The organism is Maritimimonas sp. 2405UD52-3 (assembly GCF_056591715.1).
Map to the genome: position 1 here is coordinate 349,786 of NZ_JBWQOL010000003.1, position 24,868 is coordinate 374,653.

Sequence of the window (24,868 nt, forward strand, 5' to 3'; positions counted from 1 at the left end):
ATCAAAAATTTCGTGGATACTTCTCAAAAGTTAGAACATACAATTTCTGAGTTAAATTATTGTGTGCTTGTACCTACTTATAACAATGATGAAACTTTAGAACGGGTTTTGAATGGAATTTTGAAGTATACAGAAAATGTCATTGTTATAAATGACGGTTCTACAGATAGCACGCGAGAAATTTTATCCAAGTTTACCCAACTACAAATTATTCATTTAGAAAAGAACAAAGGAAAAGGGAATGCTTTGCGAATGGGTTTAAAAAAAGCAGAAGAACTTGAATTTGATTATGCAATTTCAATAGACTCTGATGGGCAGCATTATCCTGATGATATTCCTTTATTCATCCAAGAATTACAGAATTCAGAAATTAAAAACCTTTTAATTGTTGGTGCACGAAACTTGAATGCTGATGGTATGCCCAAAAAAAACTCTTTTGCCAATAAATTTTCCAATTTTTGGTACTGGGCTGAAACGGGTAAGAAATTGTTAGATACACAATCCGGATTTAGAATGTATCCTGTTAAAGCGGTAAATGCGCTAAGTCTTTTCACTACAAAATTTGAATTTGAAGTTGAGGTTATTGTAAAAGCTTCATGGAGTGGTATTGAAGTAAAGAATATTCCTATTCGTGTTTTATATGATCCGGATGAGCGCGTTTCGCATTATAGACCTTTTAAAGATTTTTTGAGGATCAGTTTATTAAATACCTGGTTGGTCTTTATAGCGCTGATTTATATTAAACCCAGAGACTTAATAAGAAGCTTTAAAAAAAAAGGCTTTAAACGTTTTTTTTATGAGGATTTTTTAGGTAGTGCTGATTCAAATTTAAAGAAGTCCTTATCCATAAGCCTGGGCACTTTTATAGGATTGTCACCACTATGGGGCTTACACTCATTTCTATCCATTTTTTTAGCGGCAGTATTCAATTTAAATAAGGTAATCAGCTTTGCTTTTTCAAATGTGAGCATTCCGCCTTTTATTCCTTTTATTATCTATGGTAGCCTTAAAGTAGGAGGATTCTTATTAGGCAAAGGCTTTAGTTTGCAATTACATCAAATAGATAAAGATTTTGATATTGCTGGACATATTTTACAATATATTGTAGGTAGTTTTACATTGGCAGTTGTTTTTTCTGTTCTTTTTGGGTTCATAGGATATCTTACCCTTAATATGTTTAATCAACAAAAGCGGTCAACAGTGAAACATGGATAGTTTCTTTTCTAACATATATGAATGGTTGAAAAAGAACAAGATAGCAGGGGCTGTTTTATTTTTACTTTTTTTTCTGGTTGCTGGTTACTTGGTTTCAAGATTGCAGTTTGAAGAGGATATTACCAAATTACTGCCGAAAACAGACCGTTCATCTATTACAAACAAGGTACTTAAGCAAGTAAATTTTGCTGATAAGATTGTAGTTTATTTAGAATCGCAACAAGAAGGTAATGAAGATGAATTAACTGCTTACGCCACTCAATTGGTTGACAGTTTAGAGTTATATTGTAAAGACTATATTAGTGAGATTCAGGGTGAGGTAGATGATCAGCAGGTTAATGAATTGCTAGATTTTGTTTATAATAATATTCCACTCTTTTTAGATAAAAATGACTATCAAAATATTCAAGCTAAACTCGCAAAGGATAGTATTGCTTCTATTGTTCAATCAAATTACAAGACCTTAATTTCTCCGACTGGCATTGTTGCCCGAAAAACCGTTTTGAGGGACCCTTTAGGTATTTCATTTCTGGGGCTTAAAAAATTAGAACAGCTTCAGGTAGATGATAATTTTAAAGTGTACAATGGTTTTTTAGTCACTAAGGATAATAAGAACTCCTTATTATTTATTAAGCCTTCTTTAGCTAGTAATGAAACTGATCAAAATGCATTATTCGTATCAAAACTATATGAGATACAGAAGCAGTTAAATGAAAACTTTAAAGGCAAAGTTAAAAGTGAGTATTATGGGTCAACAGTTGTAGCTGTTGCTAATGCAAATCAAATTAAATATGATATTCAGTTTACGGTAAGTATTGCATTAACAGTATTATTGGTCATACTTGTTTTCTTTTATAGAAAACTATTGACACCTATCTTATTATTTACACCTACTGCACTAGGTGCTTTGGTTGCTATCGCATTTTTATATGTACTAAGAGGAAAAATATCTGCTATTTCATTAGGCATTGGTTCTGTACTTCTTGGAATTACCTTGGATTATTCGTTACATATACTTACACATTTTAGAAAGAATAATAACATTGCGGCCTTGTATAAAGATATTACCAAGCCCATTCTGATGAGTAGTATTACAACAGCTATGGCTTTCTTATGCTTACTTTTTCTGAAATCACAAGCGTTACAGGATTTAGGGGTTTTCGCAGCGGTGAGTGTAGTATTTGCCTCTGTGTTTGCTTTGATTTTTATTCCGCTATTCTATAATGCAACAGGAAAAAATGTAGTTAGAGAAACTCCAATAGACAGATTTTCAGGGCATTCTTTTCATAAAAATAAAGTATTAATAATTCTTATAGGCTTAGTGTTTTTGGTGAGTGTCTTTACATATAACAAAGTGTTTTTTAGTAAAGACATTGCGAAGATGAATTTTCAAACAGAAGCCTTAAAAGAGACAGAAAAGAAACTAGATAAGTTAACCAATACGTATTCAAGATCCATTTATACAGCTACTTATGGAAATACATTAGAAGAAACATTGTCCAATAATGTCTCATTAGCGGTATTGTTTAAAGGTTTAAAAACAGAAGGTAAGATTTTATCTTATAGTACTGTCGGTTCATTAGTAATGTCTGAATCTATTCAGCAGGAGAAAATAAAAACTTGGCGAAATTTCTGGACTAAAAACAAGACAGAATCACTTCAAAAGAATCTAATTGAACAAGGTAACCTCATTGGCTTTAAACCCGAAACATTTAACACATTTTATGAGCAGATCAATGGTAACTTTGCTCCTCAAAATCTTTCAGACTTTAAGAAGATAAAATCTTTTTTTGTTGATGAGTTTATCTCATCAAAAACCGACAGTTTTTTTACTGCTACTTCTATGCTGAAAGTAGACTCTAAAAATTATGATGAAGTTACAAAAAGGCTAAATGCTCAATCAGATTTAGTGGTGATTGATAGACAGCAGTTAAATGAGACTTTTTTAGGAAATCTTAAAAATGATTTTAATTCACTTTTAAAATATTCACTGATAGCTGTTGTGCTTATCTTGCTAGTTTTCTTCAGAAGCTTTGAACTTACCTTGATTACAGTAATTCCTATTGCCCTTACCTGGTTTTTAACAGTTGGAATTATGGGACTGTTTGACATTGAATTCAATATTTTCAATATCATTATATCTACTTTTATTTTTGGGCTTGGGGTAGACTATAGTATTTTTATAACCAATGGCTTGGTAAAGGAATATAAATACGGGCTAAATGAGCTAAAGACCTATAAAACCTCTATTGTTTTATCGGTAATTACAACCATTTTAGGTGTTGGTGTATTAATTTTTGCGAAGCATCCTGCATTAAAATCAATTTCTATTGTTTCACTGATAGGTATATTGACAGCTATGCTAGTAGCCTTTACCATCCAACCTCTCTTATTTAATTTTTTTGTCTCTTGGCGTACAAAAAAAGGGTTAGCTCCATTAAGACTCAGAACCTTTTTCCATGCGATGCTGCTGTTTGCTTTTTATGGCTTAGGTGGAATGATTTTATCATTGATAAGTATCACTATTTTACCTTTAATTCCTATATCAAAAAAGAAAAAAATGAAATGGCTACATGGTACTATGGCCAAGATGGTTACTGCCGTTTTATATGGAAATCCTTTTGTGAAAAAAGAAGTGATTAATCCTCATAAAGAGGACTTTAAGAAGCCTGCCATAATCATTTCCAACCATGCTTCATTTTTAGATACACTAACCATAGGTATGGTTACTTCTAATGTTATTTATTTGGTGAATGATTGGGTTTATAAATCACCAGTATTTGGTTTACTGGCTAAAGTCACAGGTTTTTATCCAGTATCTAGTGGTGTAGATGGTAGTCTGGATCACCTAAAAGAAAAAATACGCCAGGGTTATTGCTTAGTTGTCTTTCCAGAAGCAAGAAGGTCTTTCACCAATAAAATTGGTAGATTTCATAAAGGCGCCTTTTACTTGGCAAATGAATTGAACATTGATATTTTGCCACTTTATTTACACGGAAATTCTGAGGTGTTGCCCAAAGGTGATTTTATTATTTACGATGGTAGTTTAACCGTTGAAGTAGGTCATAGAATTGAGCATCAAGATCTTATTCAATTTGGTAATAATGATAGAGAACGCACCAAGAATATTTCAGCATTTTATAAAAATAAATTCTTAAAGGTTCGGAAAAAAATAGAAGATGCTGATTATTTTAAAGGTATTTTATTTAGTAATTATCATTACAAAGGACTTATTGATAACATAAAAAAAGATTTTGAAAAGTATAAAGAGTTATATCACTCTTTAAATAACTTACTGCCAATTAAAACCAAGATAAACCATATTTCTAATGATTTTGGACAATTGGATATTCTGTTGGTTTCTAAATATTTAGATAGAAAAATAACAACATACAACTTAATAGGTTCTAATAGAAAAATAGCTTTAAATTGTTATACAATTAGTTCAAGAAAAGTAAATTATGTGAATACTCTTGTTGATTTAAATACTAAGGCTGATATACTCTTGGTTTCAGTAACTCCTGATAATTCTGAAAAAATAGTAGCATCAGCAAAAGAATCTTTATTTTTGAATACAAGAGAAATCATTTTAGTTAAAAACGAGAGGTTAGCTGATTATTTTGAAGATAAAGGTTTTATACAAGAAAAAATTTCTCAAGAGATTGTGCGATTAAAGAACAATACATGAAGAAAAAATATGATGTAGTTGTTATTGGAAGCGGGCTTGGCGGATTGGTTTCGGCAAACATTATGGCCAAAGAAGGTTACAGTGTCTGCGTGTTAGAGAAAAACAATCAGTATGGTGGATGTCTACAAATCTTTGTGCGTGATAAAAGTATTTTTGATACGGGGGTACATTATATAGGAGGTTTAGATAAAGGGCAGAACTTATATCAGTACTTCAATTATCTGGGTATCATGGAAGAACTCAAGCTAAAAAAACTTGATACTCATTATGATAAAATTACTTTTGACGGTGATGATGTTGAATACCTGTACAGTCAGGGATACAATAATTTTATTGAAACACTGGTTGAACAATTTCCTGGGGAACGAAAAGCAATAAACGAGTATTGTAATAAGATTAAAGAGACCTGCAAAAGTTTTCCAATGTATAATTTAAAGATTGGAAATAGTTATTTTAAAGATACGGAGCTTCTTACTTTAAAGACCAAAGATTTTTTAGCTAGTATTACTGAAAACGAAAAATTAAGATCAGTATTAGCAGGGTCTAATTTACTTTATGCAGGAGATGGAGAGAAAACACCTTTTTATGTACACGCCCTTGCAGTCAGCTCATATATTGAAAGTTCTTATAGATGTATTAATGGTGGTAGTCAGATAGCAAAATTATTGATACGAAGGCTTAAAGAAAATGGAGGGGAAGCTTATAAATATAAGGAAGTAGTTGACTTTGGTTACGATGGTGAAAAAATAAGCTCTGTAACTACAAAAGATGGTCATAGCATTGAAGCAGATTGGTTTATTTCTAATATTGATCCTAAGCAGGCCGTGAGAATGTTGAGCGGAAAGGGCTTACGAAAATCATATGTTAAACGCGTAGAGAATATTGAAAGTATTATTTCTGCATTTTGTATTTACATTGTGTTTAAGCCAAACACCTTTGAATATTTAAATTATAACTATTATCATTTTAAGGATGGAGAGAAGGTTTGGAATGCACAGCATTATACTGAAGAAAACTGGCCAGGGGCTTATATGATCTCTTTGAGCATTAAGAATAATACAGAAGAATGGGCAGAAAACATGACCATTATTACGTATATGAATTATGATGATGTAAAGCAATGGGAAGATACATTCAACACGGTAGTTGATGAAAATGAAAGAGGTGAAAGTTATGAAGCTTTCAAAGCAAGAAAAACTGAAAAATTACTGAGCGAGGTAGAGAAAAAGTTTCCTAATATTCGTGAGTGCATAAACACCATGTATACTTCAACACCATTGTCCTACAGAGATTATATTGGTATTAATAGAGGCGCTATGTACGGTTTTGTAAAAGATGCTAATAATCCAATGAAATCTTTTTTATCACCTAAAACCAAGTTGAAGAACCTTCTATTTACAGGGCAAAGCCTGAATATGCATGGTATTTTGGGAGTGACCATTAGTGGTGTGGTAACTTGCTCAGAAATATTGGGTAGAGAATATTTAATGGATAAAATTGTAGCGGCAAATCAGGTATTGGAATGCTAAGATCATTACGTTTTTTTTTTCTTTTAGCTTGTATCGTTCTCTCTTCTTGCGGAGTTTCGAAATCTTTAAAAGATAAACCCAATCTTACTTCATTTAATACTACTGTAGCAGAAAGAGTTGAAATTGCAGATACTATTTTTACAGTCGGCAAGAATCAGCTTAGAAAGAATCAATATGGGCTTTGGGAGCTATATATTCAAGGAGACCCATTAGAAAGGGGACTTGCTTATGGAAGCTTAGCAAAAGAGTTACTTCAAAAACAGGAAGCCATTTTCTTTTCTAAGATTGAAGAGTTTGTTCCTTCAAAATTCAAACAATATTTATTACGAAAATTTTTGGCCTGGTTTAATAGAAAATCATACTTACATATTGATAATGAGTTTAAAGCTGAGATATATGGAGTATCTCAATATGCGGCTGATAATTATGATTATATAGCTACAGATTATTTAAGAAGCCTGTATTTGCATGGTGCGCATGATATTGGCCATGCATTAAAGGACTTAGCCTTAGTTGGCTGTACTTCTTTTGCTGTTTGGGGAGATCAAACTCAAGATGGTAAACTGTTGATTGGTAGGAATTTTGATTTTTATGCCGGTGATGATTTTGCACAAGAGAAGATTGTAAATTTTGTGAATCCTTCTAAAGGCTACAAATTTATGTCAGTGGGATGGGGAGGCATGATAGGAGTTGTTTCAGGTATGAATGATCAAGGTATTACTGTCACAATTAATGCAGGAAAATCAGATGTTCCATTGGTTGCCAAGACACCTATTTCTATTGTAACTAGAGAAATTTTGCAATATGCTTCTACTATAGAAGAAGCGATTGCAATTGCTAAAAACAAACAAGTGTTTGTTTCTGAAGCTATTTTGGTTGGAAGTGCAAAAGATAAAAAGGCTGTGAGCATAGAAGTATCGCCTAATAATTTTGGTGTTTATGAAGTAAATAATGCTCCAAGATTAATTTGTTCGAATCATTTTCAAAGTGATGCTTATACTAATGATAAAAATAATATTCAACACAAAGAAGAAAGTCATTCAGCGTACAGATTTGAAAGATTAGCAGAATTGTTAAATGAAAGTGAAAGAATAACCCCAAAAAAAGCGGTAAATATTCTGCGAGACCGGGAAGGTTTGAACGAAAAGCAAATAGGTTATGGCAATGAAAAAGCTTTGAATCAATTGCTGGCGCATCATGCCATTGTATTTCAACCAGAAGACTTAAAAGTTTGGGTTTCTTCTAATCCTTATCAATTGGGTAATTTTGTAATGTATGATTTGAATAAAGTTTTTCAAAAATTTGAAAAGCAAGAATTTAATCAACCTATTTATGAATCAAAATTCACCATTGGTAAAGATCCATTTCTGAATACAGAAGCCTATAAAAATTATGAAGCGTATCGTGTATTGCGAAAAAATTTTTTAAAAGATGTTGATTCGCAGATTATAACAAAAGACAAAATAGTAAAATTTAAAGCCTTAAATGAGCATTATTGGGAGCCTTATTTTTTGATTGGGAAATACTTTTATGATAAAGGTTACTTAAAGGCAGCGTTAAAAGAATTTGAGGTAGCTCTTTCGAAAGAGATTACTACCATTCCAGACAAGGTTTTAATAGAAAAATATATTAAGAAAATAAAGAGGAAAATTCATGATTCCTGAAATTGAGTTACAGCCAAAATCAATCATAAAGACTTTTCAAGAAGAAAAATTACAAGAGATGCTTTTCTATTTGCAAAAGCACTCTAAATTCTATCAAAGAGTTTTTAAGGATTATAAGATTGATCTTAAATCTATTTCCTCGTTAGAAGATTTACAAAAATTTCCTGTTACAACCAAAGACGACTTGCAGCAATACAATGATGATTTTATTTGCGTAACCAAAGATAAAATTGTTGATTATGTAACCACCTCTGGCACCTTGGGTAGTCCTGTTACCTTTGCTTTAACAGATAAAGATTTGGATAGGTTGGCTTACAATGAAGCGATCTCCTTTGCCTGCGCTGGAATAGGTGATGATGATGTATTACAATTAATGACCACAATGGACCGTCGTTTTATGGCCGGGCTTGCATATTTTTTAGGCGTAAGAAAACTTGGAGCAGGAATTATACGTGTAGGTGCGGGTATCCCTGAATTGCAATGGGATTCAATTCTAAAATTCAAACCTACATACTTAATTACTGTACCTTCTTTTTTGTTGAAATTGATCGAGTATGCTGACAAAAATGATATTGATTATAACAATTCAGGAGTAAAAGGTGCTGTTTGTATAGGCGAATCATTGCATAATGAAGATTTTTCATTGAACTTATTAGCATCAAAGATTACTTCTAAATGGAATATTGAATTATTTTCTACCTATGCTTCAACCGAGATGAGTACCGCATTTACAGAGTGCAAATTTCATAAAGGAGGGCATGAGCATCCTGAGTTGATTATCACCGAAATTTTAGACGATAATGATCATCCTGTTGAAGAAGGAGAATATGGAGAACTTTCTATTACAACTTTAGGTGTAGAAGCTATGCCATTATTACGTTTTAAAACAGGTGACATTGTTCGTTCTTATAATGAACCTTGTGAATGTGGTAGAAATACCAAAAGGCTAAGTTCAGTAATAGGCAGAAAAAAGCAAATGGTGAAATACAAAGGTACAACCTTGTATCCTCCCGCAATGTATGATTTGCTTAATGATTTCGAGTCTATTGAAAATTATATCATAGAAATATCACACAATGCCATAGGTACAGATGAAATATTAATTAAGATAGGCTCAAAATCAATGTCAAATGACTTACTAAGAAAAGTAAAAGATCATTTTAGGGCTAAATTAAGAGTACTCCCTAATATAGAATTTGAAAGTATAGAAACTATCCATAAATTACGCTTTCCTAAAATGAGTAGGAAACCGGTATTATTTATCGATAAACGCTAGAATTAATTACGACCCAAATCTTAAAAAAATTGTTTGAAGACATTGCTCCATATAATGAACAGCAAATATTAGAGGCATTAGATTGGCTCACTACAAGTGATATATTTAAAAAAGGAGTTGATTTCTTTTATCCTAGCTGGCCAGATGAAATGATAGTAAACAAGCTGAGAGGCTGCACTAGTTGTGCAGACTTTCAAGTAGCATTCATAGAACCCATGATTCGTTCATTGATAGAAGATTCAATAAATGAGTTATCTATCAAGGGATTAGAAACTATTAATAAAAGTGATAGTCATTTATACATATCTAACCATAGAGATATTTTTCTAGACTCTGGACTATTGCAATATACCTTGTATCACAGAGGATATGATTTTACAGAGATTTCATTAGGCGATAATTTAATTATAGATGAAGTTATTGAGCGGGTGGCAAAACTCAATAATATGTTCACGGTTTTTAGAGGAGGTTCAAAGATTCAACGTTTGAAAAATGCCAAGAATTTGTCAGCTTATTTAAGATACGCCATTACTGAGAAAAATGCTTCGGCATGGATAGCACAAGGAAACGGACGTGCAAAAGATGGTAATGACAGAACCTTCCCAGGGTTGATCAATATGCTATTAATGAGTGGCAACAAGGATTTAAAAAAGTCTATTGAAGATTTAAATGTTGTGGTTTCCTCTGTTTCTTATGAATATGAACCCTGTGCGCTAGAGAAAGCTATAGAATTACAAACACGTGAGGAAACTGGTACGTATTCTAAAACAAAATATGAAAACATCAACAGTATCATAAAAGGAATTAAAGATCCAAAAGGAAATGTGTGTTTGCACTTTGAAAAATTAAATGTAAATGATATTGATTTCTCTATAAATAATAAGGAATCAATAAAAGCAATTGCAGATAAAATTGACAGTGTAGTGCACAAAAACTATGCACTTTTTAAGACTAATTATATAGCGCATGATTTATTGTTTAATACCAATAGTTTTCAAGATAAATACACTAAGAAAGATAAAAAAGACTTTGAGTTCTATATTCGATCTCAGAGTACGGATAAAAAGATAATAGTACGTCTTTTGAAAATGTATGTAAACCCTATTGTTAATAAAAAGCTTATCTAGAGCTAATAGTACTATGGAAGCCCTGCGCTTAATTTTTTCAAACCGTCGCTATTTTGCACCGGCTTTTGTATTTGCAACTCTAAATATATTAATGGGTACCTGGGCCATTTATATACCAAGAATAAAATCTAGATTGGGTATAGATGAAGGTCAATTAGGTGTTGCTATTTTTTGCATGGCATTAGGTACTTTAATTTTAATTGCCATGGCACCTAAAATAATGGAGAAAATAGGCGTGGGAAAAGCTACAGCATGGGGAGTGTTCATTGCTATTTTTACATTTATAGTTCCCTTTATTGCTGAACAATATGCTTGGTTGTGCATAGGTATGTTTTTAGTTGGTGCACTCTTTGGTTTTACCGATGTTGCTATGAATACCTTGGTTACAGAATTAGAAAAAGAAGATGGTGTTCATATTATGTCTGCTAATCACGGTTTTTTTAGTTTAGGCGGGCTTTTAAGCGGTGGTATAGGAGGTCTTTTCTTAAAAGAAAGTAATGTACCTATCTATCATTTGTTTATAGTAATGACTATTGTTCTAGTCATCAATTTGATCTTTGTAAAGTATTATTATCATATCAAGGCTGGTACAGGTGAAAAGGACAGTTTTCAATTTAAGAATTTCAAGCCCCTTATCGGATTAGCACTGATTGCTTTTTTTGTAATGGCTAGTGAAGGAGCTATTGTAGATTGGAGTGCCTTATATCTAGAAAAAGTATCATTAGCCAAATTATCTTGGATTGGTCTTGGGTTTACGGCATTTTCGGCCACCATGGCTCTGGGACGTTTTTTTGGCGATGGAATCAGTAAAAACCTTGGCTCTAAAGCCATTATTTTAATTGGTAGTATTATTGGTGTTATAGGTTTTTCATTGATTTTATTGGTAAAACCCGTACTTGTTATTTCAGGTTTTGCGTTTGTTGGTTTGGGACTCTCAGTTATCATTCCCGAATTATTCAGGTTAGCTGGTAAATCAAAAAACATTCCTTCTTCGCAAAGTATATCTTTTGTTTCGGGTGTTGGTTTTTTTGGTTTTTTAGTAGGTCCAGTACTTCTAGGTTTTTTAGCAGACATCTCTAGTTTAAAACTAAGTTTCATAGCATTGTTGTGCTTTATTTTTATATCTTTCCTTTTGGGATTACAATTAAAAAGCAAACAATAAATGCTCGTAAAAGTATATGGAAGTGCTGTTTTTGGTGTTGAGGCTACTACAATTACTGTTGAGGTAAATGTAGACAAAGGTATTGGTTACCATTTAGTGGGCTTACCTGATAATGCCATAAAAGAAAGTAACTACCGAATTGCAGCTGCTTTGCAAAATAATGGCTATAAAATTCCTGGAAAGAAAATCACTATCAACATGGCCCCAGCAGATCTTCGTAAGGAAGGCTCAGCATATGATTTGGGAATAGCGATTGGCATTTTGCAAGCATCGTCTCAGATACAAGGTCTGGGAATTGAAGATTATTTGATTATGGGTGAGCTTTCACTTGATGGAAGTTTGCAACCAATAAAGGGAGCATTGCCTATTGCTATTAAAGCACGAGAAGAGGGTTTTAAAGGATTTATTCTACCACAACAAAATGCAAAAGAAGCTGCGATTGTGAATGATTTGGATGTGTATGGTGTAGAAAATATCAAAGAAGTTATTGATTTTTTTGAAGGACATTCCGAATTAAAGCCTATTGTGGTTGATACGCGAAAGGAATTCTATGAGAACCTTGAAAATCCAGAATTTGATTTTTCAGATGTAAAAGGGCAAGAATCTATCAAGCGCTGTATGGAAATTGCGGCAGCTGGTGGTCATAATCTTATTTTGATAGGACCACCTGGTTCAGGGAAGACGATGTTAGCGAAAAGACTACCCAGTATACTACCACCTATGACCTTACATGAAGCTTTAGAGACAACTAAGATTCATTCTGTGGTTGGGCGAATCAAGGAACATTCAGGGCTTATGGGTCAGCGTCCTTTTCGTTCGCCTCATCATACAATTTCTGATGTAGCATTAGTTGGTGGTGGTGCGTATCCTCAACCTGGTGAAATATCACTTTCGCATAACGGTGTTCTATTTCTTGATGAACTGCCTGAATTTAAACGTAGCGTTTTAGAAGTTATGCGTCAGCCTTTGGAAGATAGGGAAGTTACAATTTCAAGAGCTAAGTTTACGGTAACATATCCGTCTTCATTTATGCTGGTAGCGAGTATGAACCCAAGCCCTAGCGGTTATTTTAATGATACAGAAGGTCATGTAACTTCTAGTCCAGCAGAAATGCAACGTTATTTAAGTAAGGTTTCAGGCCCTTTGTTAGATAGAATTGATATTCACATAGAAGTACAACCTGTACCTTTTGAAAAATTGTCTGAAGAACGTAAAGGTGAATCTAGTAAAGCTATTAGAGAGCGGGTTACCAAAGCGCGCGAAACCCAAACAAAACGTTTTGCTGAAGATGAAAACATACATTATAATGCGCAAATGTCTGTAAAACAGATACGGAAGTATTGCGTTTTAAATGAAGTTTCAAAGAATCTATTAAAGACTGCTATGGAACGATTAAATCTTTCGGCCAGAGCTTATGACAGAATTTTAAAAGTAGCTAGAACCATAAGTGATTTAGATGCATCAGAAAATGTAGAATCTAGACATATTTCTGAAGCTATTCAATATAGAAGCCTCGATAGAGAAGGGTGGTTGGGTTAATTAATACTTCTTTTTGCTTTTTTACAATAACTCATTTTAACAGTGTAATTTCATAGTCAGAAACAACATAATTTCTCTCCATTAATTCTGTGTCATGAAAACAATCACCCCAAGAAATGGCTTGGTGAGAACTACCACTTCCATTAATGTTTATACTACTGTTATTAGAATCTATAGATACAATTCCCTCTAACTCTTTTCTTCTTAACCATATTTCTTGCATTTTAATTTGCTGAGCAAGAACACAAACTCTTTTGTTTTTATTCAAAAATTCAACTGCCTTCGGATTTATTGAATTAAGTGTTTGATAAAGTAAATCAATGGCAGGTGTTTTAGCAGAAATATTAACAGTATTTGCTGTTATGCCACCTTGTTGATTCGTGCTTGAAACTTTATTAATAACATTACCTTCCTCTTGTTTATTTATCACATTCCTGTTTACTGTATTGGCAGTTATTCCTTCTTTTTGCCCTTTAGATTCAGCTTCGTTTTGAATCTTAACCCGTTTCTTTTTTACTCCTTTTTTTATATTCTTTTTGCTATAAGATGTTTTTTTGATAGTATCCGTTTTAGGAACGGTATCTATAGAGGAACGAGTTTTTATCTTCTCATCTTTTGTTTCGGAATCAAAATAATAATTGTTTTGTGTTTCAACACTTCCAGTTATTGGGCTTTTAGACACATTTTCACTAGATATAATATTTTTACTATCTGTTTCATTGTTTACAAGACTATTTCCTAGAGAAATTAAAGTGATTAGTGCTGTTAGAGACGCTACTTTAGGCTCCCATCCCCCTTCTTTATACCACCATATAAAACAACCGATCAAGACTACAAAAGAAAGTAGAAAAATAACAATTTTATACATGTATATCTCTTAGTTAAACAAATGCGACAATGCTTCACTATACAAATGTAACTGTTTATTAGGGTATTGGAAATAAAGCAAGTTGCGAAATTTTCTCAACTTATCAACATATATTTATTTGAAGGAATTAAAAATTTTATGTTTTCATTTAATTTTCTATTTAATTTATAAAAACAATCTATCAACTGTTATACACATAAAAAGTAGTGAAGGTAGTCAAAACAATTGCCGACTTAGATGCATCAGAAAATGTAGAATCTAGCCATATTTCTGAAGCTATTCAATATAGAAGCCTTTATAGAGAAGGGTGGTTAGGTTGAGTATAATAATTTGTAAATCAGTATTTAAAGTTTACTAAATAATTAGTAACTTTAGCATCCCCTTGAAGCCTGACCTTTATGAAGCTAATATTAAAAGCACTCATAATATTTTGTACGCTTTCTGTTTTTGCGCAATCAAAAACAGATTCCCTATTACTTACGCAAACGGAGTGGATCAATAAAAACTTGGATTATCTGCGGTTTAATGTAGATACAGTTACCTATAATTTAGCCAACAAAAGGCATGATCTTTATTTTGACTTAGGGAAACGAAAAATAACTTTTGAAGAGCGCTATTACAGAGGAGGAACTAGTTTAAAAAAGGAACAAGTAAATTTTAAAATCAAAAGTTTAAGCAAAGAAAAGCTTATTTTAGAACCTTTAGATGATAAAATGAGTTTAGATCAGGAAGGGTTTTTACGACTCGACTATGGACCATTTTTTGAAAGAAATAGATACGTTTTTTATAATCGTGAAGAGGTAGTTATACCTGTTGATTTCAAAAAAATAACCTTTTTAGCAACTACCTGTTTTGGCACATGTCCTTCTTTTTCTTTAGAAATTAATCGAGATGGGCAAGTGTTCTATCAAGGGCGATTATATACAGGAGAATTTAAAGGAAATTTCAAAGGAACTATAAATAAAAAAGAAAGGTTAAAACTTCATAAGTTATTAAACAGAAGTCTGGTTCGAAAAATAGCAACCAATTGGAAACAGAGTTCTAAACCAAACGATAACCCAAGATATAACTACATAGTTGAGTTGAAAAATGGTGAAGTTTTAGAGATTAGTACAAACGATCAGCATCCTCTTCTAGATAGGCTTTCTGAGTATTTAAAAAATGTACCTGAAGTTGCAGAATTAAAGAAAACGACTAAAATTCACAACTACGAAAAACCAAAGGTGAGTGCTTACGCTATTGTAGGTATAGAAGACTAGCCTGACTTTATTCTGTGTTTAAATTTTTCAAAAATATTGGCCCAGGACCATTAGTTGCAGCTGCATTTATAGGCCCTGGAACTGTTACACTTTGCACTCTGGCCGGCGTCAATTATGGATATGCCTTAATATGGGCAATGGTATTATCAATTATAGCAACCATAATTTTACAAGAAATGGCTGCCAGATTAGGCATAATATCTCAAAAAGGGCTGTCAGAAATCATTCGTTCAGAGGTTAGCAATCCTATTTTTAAAATGCTCACTGTTTTACTGATACTATCTGCTATAGTTATTGGTAATGCGGCTTATGAAGCTGGCAATATTAGTGGAGGTGTGCTGGGTTTGGAAACTATTTTTGAAAAACAATCTATAAGTATTGGTAGTTTGAATCTCAACGTATACAGTTTGCTTTTGGGGGCAATTGCTTTTACACTACTTTATATTGGCAATTATAAAGTGTTAGAACAAGGTTTGGTTGTACTTGTTATTTTAATGAGTCTAGCCTTTCTAGTTACAGCTGTGCTCACCAAACCAGATTTATCTTTAGTTTTTAAAGGTTTTATACCGTCGTTTCCTGACGATAGTATTTTGATGATTGTAGGTTTAATCGGTACTACTGTGGTTCCGTATAACTTGTTTTTACATGCATCTTTGGTAAAAGAAAAGTGGCATGATAAAAATGACTTACACTTTGCTAGAAAGGACACCATAGTTGCTGTTGTCCTTGGTGGTATTGTTTCTATGGCAATTATCATTTCTGCGTCTGCCATACAATCTTCCGAAGTAAATAATGCAGCTGATCTCGCTAAAGGATTAGCACCTTTGTTTGGCAATTATGCAAAATATTTCTTGGCTATAGGTTTGTTTGCTGCAGGTATTACTAGTGCTATTACAGCGCCGTTGGCGGCTGCATTTGTTGCTAAAGGCTGCTTTGGATGGGAAAACAATTTAAAATCAAAGAAATTTAGAGCTGTTTGGATTTTCATCTTGTTGTTAGGTGTATTCTTTTCTTCAGTTGGGTTCAAATCTATTGAAATCATCAAGTTTGCACAGGTGGCCAATGGTATTTTGTTACCGGTTATTGCAGGGTTCTTATTATGGATCATGAACAAAGAATCTGTATTAGGAGCATATAAAAATAGCTTCAAACAAAATATAATAGGATTTGCAATTCTAGCAATAACTATTTTTTTAGGATTAAAAAGTATCTTTAAGGTCTTTGATATCATTTAGTGTTATTCCTGAAAATACAGAAATCTTAAAATTTACTTTCTGATAGAAATAATAGACATAAACTGTGATCTTGGTGAAGGGCTAAATAATGAGGCTCAATTAATGCCTTATATTTCTTCTTGTTCTATAGCTTGTGGTGGTCATGCAGGTAGCAAACGAACCGTTAGAAAGGTAATAGATCTAGCTTTGATGTATGAAGTTAAAGTAGGAGCACATCCTTCGTTTCCAGATAAAGCTAATTTTGGTAGAATACGTCTTGAGATGTCATTAAATGAGTTGCAGCAAAGCTTAGAGCAACAAATTCAATTGGTTATTGATTGTTGCAATGAAAAAAATATTGAATTTCATCATGTAAAACCGCATGGTGCTTTGTATAATTTGGTGGCAATTGATAGTTCGCATTCAGAAATAGTGGTGAGAGCTGTTAAAAATGTTGCTCCAAATGCTATTTTATATGTACCATATAATTCGGTAATTAAAACAATAGCTGAAAAAGCAGGGTTGAAAACTATGATAGAAGCTTTCGCGGATAGAAATTATAATACTGATCTTACCTTAGTATCTAGAAAATTTGAAAATGCAGTAATTACCAATGAAGAAGAATTGCTAGAACATTTGTTTAAAATAATCAAACATAAAAAGGTAAAAACTGTTGATGGAGTAGAGGTAGATTTAGAAGCTGAAACCTTCTGTTTTCATAGTGATAATCCCAAGGCAATTGAGCTCTTGAAACACACTTCAAAAGCACTTCAAAAAAAGGAAGTAAAGATGAGATAATTTGAGCCAATTTGACCTTACATATAAACCTCTTGGGAACAGTGCAATTTTGATTGAATGGCCATCAAAAATTGATGAAAATATCCTAAATGATGTTTTAAATTTCAAAAAAACACTTTCAAAAATTTATATTAAACCAAAAGTTGAAATGATCATTACATATAACTCATTAACAATTTTTTATAATTGTATTATAGAAAATATCTATGATGAGTTTTCGGTACTAAAATCAATATATAAGGAGCAAAATGTACAAAAAAATAAAGAATCTAAACTTTGGAAAATCCCTGTATGTTATGATGAAAGATTTAGTATTGATTTAGAAGAAATTTCTAAAAAAAATAAGTTGTCAAAATCAAAAATAATTCAGCTTCATACAGGACGAAAATATACTGTTTTTTTCATTGGCTTTTTACCAGGGTTTTTATACCTAGGTGGCTTACCCAAAGCACTTCATTCTAGACGTAAAATGAACCCTAGAATTTCAGTAAAAAAAGGTGCTGTGGGTATAGGCGGATCACAAACTGGAGTATATCCACAGCAAAGTTCTGGTGGTTGGAATATTATTGGAAATTCGCCTATTTCATTTTTTGATAGAAAAAGTAAGATTCCCTGTTTTGCAAAGCCAGGAGATTCTGTTCAATTTTTTTCTATTAGTCTTAAAGAACATCAAGAGATCACAAAGTTAATTGCATATAAACGTTATCATATAGAAAGCGAGGTGATCATTGCTTAGAGTTTTACAGCAGGGAGTGTATACTAGCGTTCAAGACTTAGGGCGTTTTGGTTATAGAGAATATGGAGTGCCAATTTCTGGGGCCATGGATCAGTATTCAGCACGATTGGCGAACTTATTAATCGGTAATGATGAAAATGATGGGGTCTTAGAAGTAACGTTGAATGGTACTTTTCAATTCACTAGAGAAACTATACTATGTATTACAGGTGCTGATCTAGATGCTAAGCTTGATCGTATGCCATTGTTATGTAATCATCCTGTTAAAGTTAAGAAAGACAGTATTTTAAAATTTTATCATAGAAATTATGGTGTGCGAGTATATTTAGCGGTTAAAGGAGGTTTTTTGAATAAGCCTGTCCTGGGTAGTAGAAGTTTTTTTAATGAGATCACAAAGAAATTTATATTACATAAAGGAGATGAGATCTTTTATGAGCCCTATATTTCTGAGGGAAGTCTTACTTTTTCTCATGTTAAGATTCGTCCAGATCATTTTAATGACCAACATATTGAAACCTACAAAGGGCCGGAATATGATCTGCTAGATGAAGACCAGCAAAAATTTTTGGAGCAAACTGAATTTACTATTTCTAAAGAACATAACAGAATGGGTTATAAATTGTTTGAGAACTTACAAAACGATTTAGATTCAATGCTCACTTCATCTGTTATGCCAGGCACAGTGCAGTTAACTCCGTCAGGAACTTTAATTATTTTAATGCGCGATTGTGGGGTTACTGGCGGTTACCCTCGCGTGTTACAGTTAACAGATGAAGCTATTAATAGATTAGCACAGAGGGCAACAAACAGTAAAATACAGTTTAAGTTAAAGGATTTAAAAATATGAGATTAGCCCTTTTTATACTTATCCTCTCAACTTTTTCATGTAAAAAGAAGCAAAGTGACCCTTATATCTGGAAAGAAATAGAGGTAAAAGTAACTGCGTACAATTCTACAAAAGCTCAGACAATAGGAAATCCAAGTATAGCTGCTTGGGGTGATACTCTAAAACCAGGAATGAAATGTATTGCTGTTTCCAGGGATTTGATAAAGCTGGGCTTGGAATACAATACTCCTATAAAAATTGAAGGCTTAGATAGTATCTATTTAGTGAAGGATAAAATGCATCGCCGTAAGCGTAAGCAAATAGATATTTATATGGGTAGAGATATTAAAAAAGCAAAAGAGTGGGGGGTAAAGCGATTAAAAATCTGGTATGGTGTTTTGAAAGATAGCCTCAACGATTAGAGTTGCCTTGGTTATAGTCAAAAGATTGTATGAAAACTTAAATGGTATAATACTAATGAATATAATCAAAAACAGTTATTGAATTGCAATCTTTATAGCAATGACTTTCTAAAACAAGGTAGTTTGGCCTTCCCCATCTTGATCTTCCGTTTTTTCATTATCAGATTTGACCTGTGTATCTGAGTTTATCTCTTCCTCGCCAACTACTTCTATGTTTTCCTCTTCAGGAGCTTCATAAGGTAATGGATTTAATAAATTTACTTGTTTTATTTTTTCTGTAGTTAATTGATTTCCAATTGCTTTAATGCCTTTGACTGAGATAAATTCTTCAAAATTTAATTGGATTGCATCTAAGCTACGCTTTGAGAAGATGACTTCTGCCATTGGTCTAAAATCTGTAGCTATAATCTCTAATTGAGATTTTGGATGGTCGGTAATAATTGTTTCTTCCTTATTAGGATTGTCAATCATAAATCGCTTTACAAAATAGCGTTCTTTTTCACCATCATAATGCACCGCAGAAATAGGCTTGTTAGGAATCCATTTTTCTAATACAATCATATTGCTGTCAAAATGCGTTGTTAGTTCAGGTACAATGGTCTTTACCACTCCAGATTGATTAACAACTAACAATCTATCCTCAGCAGTAAACTCACCTAGTAACTCGCCTCGTTCTTCTACATTTAAACGTTGAACAGTATCATCAAACCATATTTTTCGAGGTTTTAATGTAGAAATGCCTCTCTCTTTGAGTTCTATACGCTTTACTGAATATTTAGTGACAGTATTTCCTCTACTACCGCGACCTTTAATGGCAAGTTCTGCAAAATCTATATCCCATTTTAGCTTCTTAATACTACCTACAGCTCTTAAAAGTACTGTAACAACTTCTGCTTCGCCATTAGGGTTGGCAGAGAAATACAAAACTTTTGAACTCTTATTACCTGCGGTAAGGTCATACTCTTTATCGCGCGTAATAGCAGTTACAGCAAAGCGTTTCATGTAGGTTGGTCCAGACCTTCCATCTCGATAGATCATATTGTACACTGTGCGCTTATCTTTCTTTTTAAAGACAGCTACATGAATAATGCCTTTTCCTACAAAGGTTTTGCTATCAAGCTTTGTAATAATCATTTTTCCATCTTCACGAAACACAATAATATCGTCAATATCTGAGCAATCAGCAACAAATTCATCCCTGCGCATAGAGGTACCCACAAAGCCTTCTTCTCGGTTTACATATAGCTTGGCATTTTTCATAGCTACCTTACTAGCTACAATATCTTCAAACACGCGAATTTCTGTTTTACGTTCTTTACCCTTGCCGTATTTGGTCTTTAAGTTTTTAAAGTAGTCAATTGCATATTCAATCAAATTTTCAAGCTGATACTTAACTTCAGCAATCTTTTCTTCAAGTGACTCAATATGCTGTTTGGCTTTGTCAATATCAAATTTTGAGATCTTTTTAATGCGTATTTCCGTTAGACGGACAATATCTTCTTTAGTAACCGCGCGTTTCAGATGTTTAGTGTGTGGTTTTAAGCCCTTGTCAATAGCGAAAATAACGCCTTCCCAGGTTTCTTCTTCTTCAATATCACGGTAGATCCTATTTTCAATAAAGATACGTTCTAGAGAAGCAAAATGCCATTGCTCTTCTAATTCATTCAATTGAATTTCAAGCTCAAGCTTTAAAAGGTCAACCGTATGATCTGTAGAGCGCTTTAGAATCTCAGAAACACCAATAAAGACGGGTTTATGATCTTCAATTACACAACATAGCGGTGAAATTGACTGCTCGCAATTGGTAAAAGCATAGAGAGCATCAATGGTTTTATCAGGCGAAACACCACTTGGTAAATGGACTAAAATTTCTACTTCAGCAGCGGTATTATCCTCAATACGCTTGATTTTTATCTTGCCTTTATCATTAGCTTTTAAGACGGAATCTATTAAAGAGGACGTTGTTGTTCCGTATGGTAATTCATTGATTACTAATGTCTTTTTATCTAATTGAGAAATCTTAGAACGTACTCTAACCTTACCACCACGCTTTCCATCATTATAGTTTGTAAAGTCAGCAATACCTCCAGTAAGAAAATCAGGAATGATCTTAAAACTGCGTCCCTTTAGATATTTTATAGATGCATCAATCAGTTCATTAAAATTATGAGGCAATATCTTTGTAGAAAGTCCTACGGCAATACCTTCCGCACCCTGTGCAAGCAATAACGGAAACTTAACAGGCAAATCAACAGGTTCTTTTCTTCTACCATCATAAGAAGCTTGCCATTCTGTAGTTTTAGGATTAAAGACAACTTCCAACGCAAACTTTGATAAACGTGCTTCTATATACCTTGAAGCTGCCGCACGGTCACCTGTGAGAATATTTCCCCAGTTTCCTTGCATATCAATGAGGAGCTCTTTCTGCCCTAATTGTACCATGGCATCAGCAATACTGGCATCTCCATGAGGGTGATATTGCATGGTATGACCTACTAGATTAGCCACCTTATTATAGCGGCCGTCATCAAGGTCTTTCATAGATTGCATAATACGGCGCTGTACGGGCTTAAAGCCATCATCTATGGCAGGTACTGCACGCTCTAAGATTACATAAGAAGCATAATCTAAAAACCAGTCTTTATACATACCCGTAACCCGGGTAATCGTTTCTTGTGATTCTGTTTCTTCTTGATGAATATCTTCGCTATGTTCTAAATGCTCTTCTGAGTTATTGTCGTCTTGCATCATACTGCTTCCTCAACTAGGTCTAATTCAACTTTTAGGTTCTCAATGATAAACTTTTGGCGATCAGGTGTGTTTTTGCCCATGTAAAATGTAAGTAACTGCTCAATAGACATTTCTTTATCTAGCATTACGGGATCTAAACGCATATTTTCGCCTATAAAATGTTTGAATTCATCGGGTGATATTTCTCCAAGCCCTTTAAATCGAGTTACTTCAAGTTTGCCTTTTAATTTCTTCATAGCTGTTTGCTTTTCAGTTTCAGAATAGCAATAATGTGTTTCATTTTTGTCACGTACTCTGAATAAAGGGGTTTCCAGTATGTATAAATGCCCTTCTTTTATGAGTTCTGGAAAGAATTGTAAAAAGAAAGTAATCAGCAGTAGCCGAATATGCATACCATCAACATCCGCGTCCGTAGCAATTACGATGTTGTTATAGCGCAAATTCTCCATGCCATCTTCAATATTTAATGCCGCCTGTAATAAATTGAACTCTTCGTTTTCATAAACGATTTTTTTAGACATACCAAAAGAATTCAAAGGCTTTCCGCGTAAGCTAAACACTGCTTGAGTATTCACATCACGAGATTTGGTGATAGAACCACTAGCCGAGTCACCTTCAGTAATAAATAAGGTACTATCTAAGCGATTGTCCTTTTTCATATCTCCCAAGTGTACCCTGCAGTCACGTAATTTTTTATTATGCAAACTTGCTTTTTTCGCACGCTCTCTAGCTAGCTTTCTTATGCCAGATAGCTCTTTTCGCTCACGTTCAGCTTGTAGTATTTTACGCTGAAGTAACTCAGTAGTTTCTGTATTTTTATGAAGGTAGTTATCTAGGTTTGTTTTAATAAAATCATTAATAAAAGTGCGTACGGTGGGAAGACCACCTCCCATTTCTGTTGAGCCTAATTTTGTTTTTGTTTGACTTTCAAAAACTGGTTCCATTACTTTAACTGAAATAGCAGAAACTATTGATTTTCTGATATCTGAAGCTTCATAATTTTTCCCAAAAAATTCCCTTACTGTCTTTACAACAGCTTCCCTAAATGCGTTTTGATGTGTACCTCCTTGCGTAGTATGCTGACCGTTTACAAAGGAATGATATTCTTCGCTGTATTGTGTTCTGCTATGGGTAAGAGCCAGCTCTATATCATCACCTTTCAAGTGAATAATAGGGTAGAGCATATCTGTTTCAGTAATATTCTCTTCAAGCAGGTCTTTCAATCCGTTTTCTGAAAAGTATTTTTCTCCGTTAAAGAGAATGGTAAGTCCGGGATTTAAGTACACATAATTTTTGATCATTTTTATGATGTACTCGTTTCGGTACTTATAATTGCTGAAGATGGTTTCATCTGGTGTAAATGTAACCTTAGTTCCTTTTCTTAGTGAAGAAGGCTGAATACCTTCATTCACCGTTAATTCACCTTTTTCAAATTCGGCTATATTAGTTTTTTCTTCGCGTACAGATTGTACTCTAAAATGCGTAGACAAAGCGTTTACTGCCTTGGTACCAACACCATTCAGTCCTACTGATTTCTTAAATGCACGTGAATCATATTTACCACCTGTATTCATTTTTGATACCACATCTATAACTTTTCCTAAAGGAATACCACGTCCATAATCACGAATGGTAACTGATTTATCCTTCACAGAAATTTCTATGGTCTTACCAGCACCCATAACAAACTCGTCAATGGAATTGTCAATGACTTCCTTAATCAAGATATAGATACCATCATCAGGCGAAGATCCGTCTCCTAATTTACCAATATACATACCTGGACGCATCCTGATATGTTCTTTCCAATCAAGCGAGCGTATATTGTCTTCGGTATAAGTAGTCTGTTTAGCCATTAAAATACATGCATTGTGAAGATTTGCTAAAATACTATTTAGTGTCAAAAAATGAAATGGATTACAGAGAATTTATCAACAACTACGTTAAGAATATTGAATCCGATTAATTTCTTTAAATTTACCCGTAACTAAACCTAAAAATCATAAAAAGAAAGATACCAAATATTATTACGCTATTGAATTTGCTCTCTGGTGTAATTGCTGTTATGCTTGCTGCTTCAGATAGATTGGTTGAAGCGGCTTTTTTTGTGCTTCTAGGCATCTTTTTTGATTTTTTTGATGGCTTAGCTGCCCGTTTGTTAAAAGTGCAAAGTGAGTTAGGTGTTCAGTTGGATTCATTGGCCGATATGGTTACCTCTGGAGTGGTTCCAGGTATTGTGATGTTTCAATTGCTTAGGAAAAGTTTAGGTGACTGGGCTGATCATGATTGGTTTTCAAGTTTTGATACAATAGATTTTATTCCTTTTATAGGATTCCTTTTGCCCTTAGCTGCTGCCTATCGCTTGGCAAAATTTAATATTGATGAACGACAAAGTAGTTCATTTTTAGGCTTACCAACACCGGCTATGGCGTTGTTTGTAATTTCATTACCTTCCATTTTGAAATTTGGCCAACATGAATTTGCTATTGAACTAGTAAATAACACTTATTTCTTAGTGTTTATAACGTTGGTCTTATCACTTGTGATGAATTTAGAGCTCCCTTTATTTGCCTTAAAATTCAAAAATTTCTCTTTACAGAAAAATTGGCTTCATATCTTATTTTTGACTTTATCTTTGTTTCTTCTGGTGGTATTCAAGGTAACGGCAATTCCATTGATAATACTTCTTTATATTTTATTTTCTATTTTTTTTAAGAGAAAGTTAGTAGACTAATTTTCAAAAAATTAAGGCTCCCAGTTTGGGAAAACACCTCATTAAGTTGTTATATTGATA

The 24,868-nt window shown here is 33.4% G+C and carries 18 protein-coding genes and 1 pseudogene; 16 read left to right on the forward strand and 3 right to left on the reverse strand.

Annotated features, from left to right (window positions below):
• The first annotated feature begins 12 nt into the window (after nt 1–12).
• The 8 genes from AC1EU5_RS09590 to AC1EU5_RS09625 all read left to right on the forward strand — a co-directional run bounded on the left by AC1EU5_RS09590 (nt 13) and on the right by AC1EU5_RS09625 (nt 13,200).
• Complete coding sequence (locus AC1EU5_RS09590) at nt 13–1,215, forward strand: DUF2062 domain-containing protein (RefSeq protein ID WP_480192164.1); 1,203 nt, start codon at nt 13–15, stop codon at nt 1,213–1,215.
• Nucleotides 1,208–4,903: an MMPL family transporter gene (locus AC1EU5_RS09595; RefSeq protein WP_480192165.1), complete on the forward strand. Its 3,696-nt coding sequence runs from the start codon at nt 1,208–1,210 to the stop codon at nt 4,901–4,903. Before AC1EU5_RS09590 ends, AC1EU5_RS09595 begins: the two co-directional genes overlap by 8 nt.
• Nucleotides 4,900–6,432 carry a phytoene desaturase family protein gene (locus AC1EU5_RS09600; protein WP_480192166.1) on the forward strand — a complete coding sequence of 511 codons (1,533 nt, stop codon included), beginning with the start codon at nt 4,900–4,902 and terminating at the stop codon, nt 6,430–6,432. The genes AC1EU5_RS09595 and AC1EU5_RS09600 overlap by 4 nt, the downstream gene beginning before the upstream one ends.
• The gene (locus AC1EU5_RS09605) at nt 6,426–8,096 is read left to right on the forward strand and encodes a C45 family autoproteolytic acyltransferase/hydolase (protein WP_480192167.1); all 1,671 of its coding nucleotides are present in this window, start codon (nt 6,426–6,428) and stop codon (nt 8,094–8,096) included. The genes AC1EU5_RS09600 and AC1EU5_RS09605 overlap by 7 nt, the downstream gene beginning before the upstream one ends.
• Nucleotides 8,086–9,372 carry a flexirubin biosynthesis putative acyl-CoA ligase FlxY gene (gene flxY / locus AC1EU5_RS09610; RefSeq protein ID WP_480192168.1) on the forward strand — a complete coding sequence of 429 codons (1,287 nt, stop codon included), beginning with the start codon at nt 8,086–8,088 and terminating at the stop codon, nt 9,370–9,372. Before AC1EU5_RS09605 ends, flxY begins: the two co-directional genes overlap by 11 nt.
• Nucleotides 9,373–9,401: 29 nt before the next feature.
• Complete coding sequence (locus AC1EU5_RS09615; RefSeq protein ID WP_480192169.1) at nt 9,402–10,499, forward strand: hypothetical protein; 1,098 nt, start codon at nt 9,402–9,404, stop codon at nt 10,497–10,499.
• Nucleotides 10,500–10,590: 91 nt separating this feature from the next.
• A complete protein-coding gene (locus tag AC1EU5_RS09620; RefSeq protein ID WP_480192170.1) occupies nt 10,591–11,661 on the forward strand; it encodes an MFS transporter in 1,071 nt (356 codons plus the stop codon).
• Nucleotides 11,662–13,200, forward strand: coding sequence for a YifB family Mg chelatase-like AAA ATPase (locus AC1EU5_RS09625; protein ID WP_480192171.1), 1,539 nt, complete (start codon nt 11,662–11,664; stop codon nt 13,198–13,200).
• Nucleotides 13,201–13,231: 31 nt separating this feature from the next.
• On the opposite strand, the gene AC1EU5_RS09630 is transcribed toward AC1EU5_RS09625, so the two are convergent.
• Complete coding sequence (locus AC1EU5_RS09630; RefSeq protein ID WP_480192172.1) at nt 13,232–14,068, reverse strand: hypothetical protein; 837 nt, start codon at nt 14,066–14,068, stop codon at nt 13,232–13,234.
• Between the two features lie 209 nt (nt 14,069–14,277).
• Between AC1EU5_RS09630 and AC1EU5_RS09635 the strand changes: the two are divergent.
• The 7 genes and pseudogenes from AC1EU5_RS09635 to AC1EU5_RS09665 all read left to right on the forward strand — a co-directional run.
• Nucleotides 14,278–14,388: pseudogene (locus AC1EU5_RS09635) on the forward strand (magnesium chelatase subunit ChlI family protein); the annotation flags it as partial.
• 78 nt (nt 14,389–14,466) lie between these two features.
• Nucleotides 14,467–15,327 (forward strand): DUF6438 domain-containing protein, encoded by an 861-nt coding sequence (locus AC1EU5_RS09640; RefSeq protein WP_480192173.1) that lies wholly within the window; start codon nt 14,467–14,469, stop codon nt 15,325–15,327.
• 14 nt (nt 15,328–15,341) lie between these two features.
• Nucleotides 15,342–16,562 carry an Nramp family divalent metal transporter gene (locus AC1EU5_RS09645; RefSeq protein ID WP_480192174.1) on the forward strand — a complete coding sequence of 407 codons (1,221 nt, stop codon included), beginning with the start codon at nt 15,342–15,344 and terminating at the stop codon, nt 16,560–16,562.
• A 57-nt stretch (nt 16,563–16,619) separates the two neighbouring features.
• Nucleotides 16,620–17,339 (forward strand): 5-oxoprolinase subunit PxpA, encoded by a 720-nt coding sequence (pxpA, locus tag AC1EU5_RS09650; RefSeq protein ID WP_480192294.1) that lies wholly within the window; start codon nt 16,620–16,622, stop codon nt 17,337–17,339.
• Between the two features lies 1 nt (nt 17,340).
• Nucleotides 17,341–18,075, forward strand: a complete 735-nt coding sequence (gene pxpB, locus AC1EU5_RS09655; protein ID WP_480192175.1) for a 5-oxoprolinase subunit PxpB — start codon at nt 17,341–17,343, stop codon at nt 18,073–18,075.
• Nucleotides 18,068–18,922 carry a 5-oxoprolinase subunit C family protein gene (locus tag AC1EU5_RS09660; RefSeq protein ID WP_480192176.1) on the forward strand — a complete coding sequence of 285 codons (855 nt, stop codon included), beginning with the start codon at nt 18,068–18,070 and terminating at the stop codon, nt 18,920–18,922. The genes pxpB and AC1EU5_RS09660 overlap by 8 nt, the downstream gene beginning before the upstream one ends.
• Nucleotides 18,919–19,323: a 3D domain-containing protein gene (locus AC1EU5_RS09665; RefSeq protein ID WP_480192177.1), complete on the forward strand. Its 405-nt coding sequence runs from the start codon at nt 18,919–18,921 to the stop codon at nt 19,321–19,323. Before AC1EU5_RS09660 ends, AC1EU5_RS09665 begins: the two co-directional genes overlap by 4 nt.
• Before the next feature lie 108 nt (nt 19,324–19,431).
• Here the strand turns inward: AC1EU5_RS09665 and AC1EU5_RS09670 are convergent, their stop codons facing one another.
• Nucleotides 19,432–22,074: a DNA gyrase/topoisomerase IV subunit A gene (locus AC1EU5_RS09670; protein ID WP_480192178.1), complete on the reverse strand. Its 2,643-nt coding sequence runs from the start codon at nt 22,072–22,074 to the stop codon at nt 19,432–19,434.
• The gene (locus AC1EU5_RS09675) at nt 22,071–23,930 is read right to left on the reverse strand and encodes a DNA topoisomerase IV subunit B (protein ID WP_480192179.1); all 1,860 of its coding nucleotides are present in this window, start codon (nt 23,928–23,930) and stop codon (nt 22,071–22,073) included. The genes AC1EU5_RS09670 and AC1EU5_RS09675 overlap by 4 nt, the downstream gene beginning before the upstream one ends.
• A gap of 167 nt (nt 23,931–24,097) precedes the next feature.
• On the opposite strand from AC1EU5_RS09675, the gene AC1EU5_RS09680 reads away from it, so the two are divergent.
• A complete protein-coding gene (locus AC1EU5_RS09680) occupies nt 24,098–24,808 on the forward strand; it encodes a CDP-alcohol phosphatidyltransferase family protein (RefSeq protein ID WP_480192295.1) in 711 nt (236 codons plus the stop codon).
• The last annotated feature ends 60 nt before the right edge of the window (nt 24,809–24,868 follow it).

Coding starts and splice junctions, on each gene's coding strand:
- AC1EU5_RS09595 (WP_480192165.1), top strand. CDS start 1,208: ATGGATAGTTTCTTTTCTAACATATATGAATGGTTGAAAAAGAACAAG.
- AC1EU5_RS09600 (WP_480192166.1), top strand. CDS start 4,900: ATGAAGAAAAAATATGATGTAGTTGTTATTGGAAGCGGGCTTGGCGGA.
- AC1EU5_RS09605 (WP_480192167.1), top strand. CDS start 6,426: ATGCTAAGATCATTACGTTTTTTTTTTCTTTTAGCTTGTATCGTTCTC.
- flxY (WP_480192168.1), top strand. CDS start 8,086: ATGATTCCTGAAATTGAGTTACAGCCAAAATCAATCATAAAGACTTTT.
- AC1EU5_RS09620 (WP_480192170.1), top strand. CDS start 10,591: ATGGGTACCTGGGCCATTTATATACCAAGAATAAAATCTAGATTGGGT.
- AC1EU5_RS09625 (WP_480192171.1), top strand. CDS start 11,662: ATGCTCGTAAAAGTATATGGAAGTGCTGTTTTTGGTGTTGAGGCTACT.
- AC1EU5_RS09630 (WP_480192172.1), bottom strand. CDS start 14,068: ATGTATAAAATTGTTATTTTTCTACTTTCTTTTGTAGTCTTGATCGGT.
- AC1EU5_RS09640 (WP_480192173.1), top strand. CDS start 14,467: ATGAAGCTAATATTAAAAGCACTCATAATATTTTGTACGCTTTCTGTT.
- AC1EU5_RS09665 (WP_480192177.1), top strand. CDS start 18,919: ATGAGATTAGCCCTTTTTATACTTATCCTCTCAACTTTTTCATGTAAA.
- AC1EU5_RS09670 (WP_480192178.1), bottom strand. CDS start 22,074: ATGATGCAAGACGACAATAACTCAGAAGAGCATTTAGAACATAGCGAA.
- AC1EU5_RS09675 (WP_480192179.1), bottom strand. CDS start 23,930: ATGGCTAAACAGACTACTTATACCGAAGACAATATACGCTCGCTTGAT.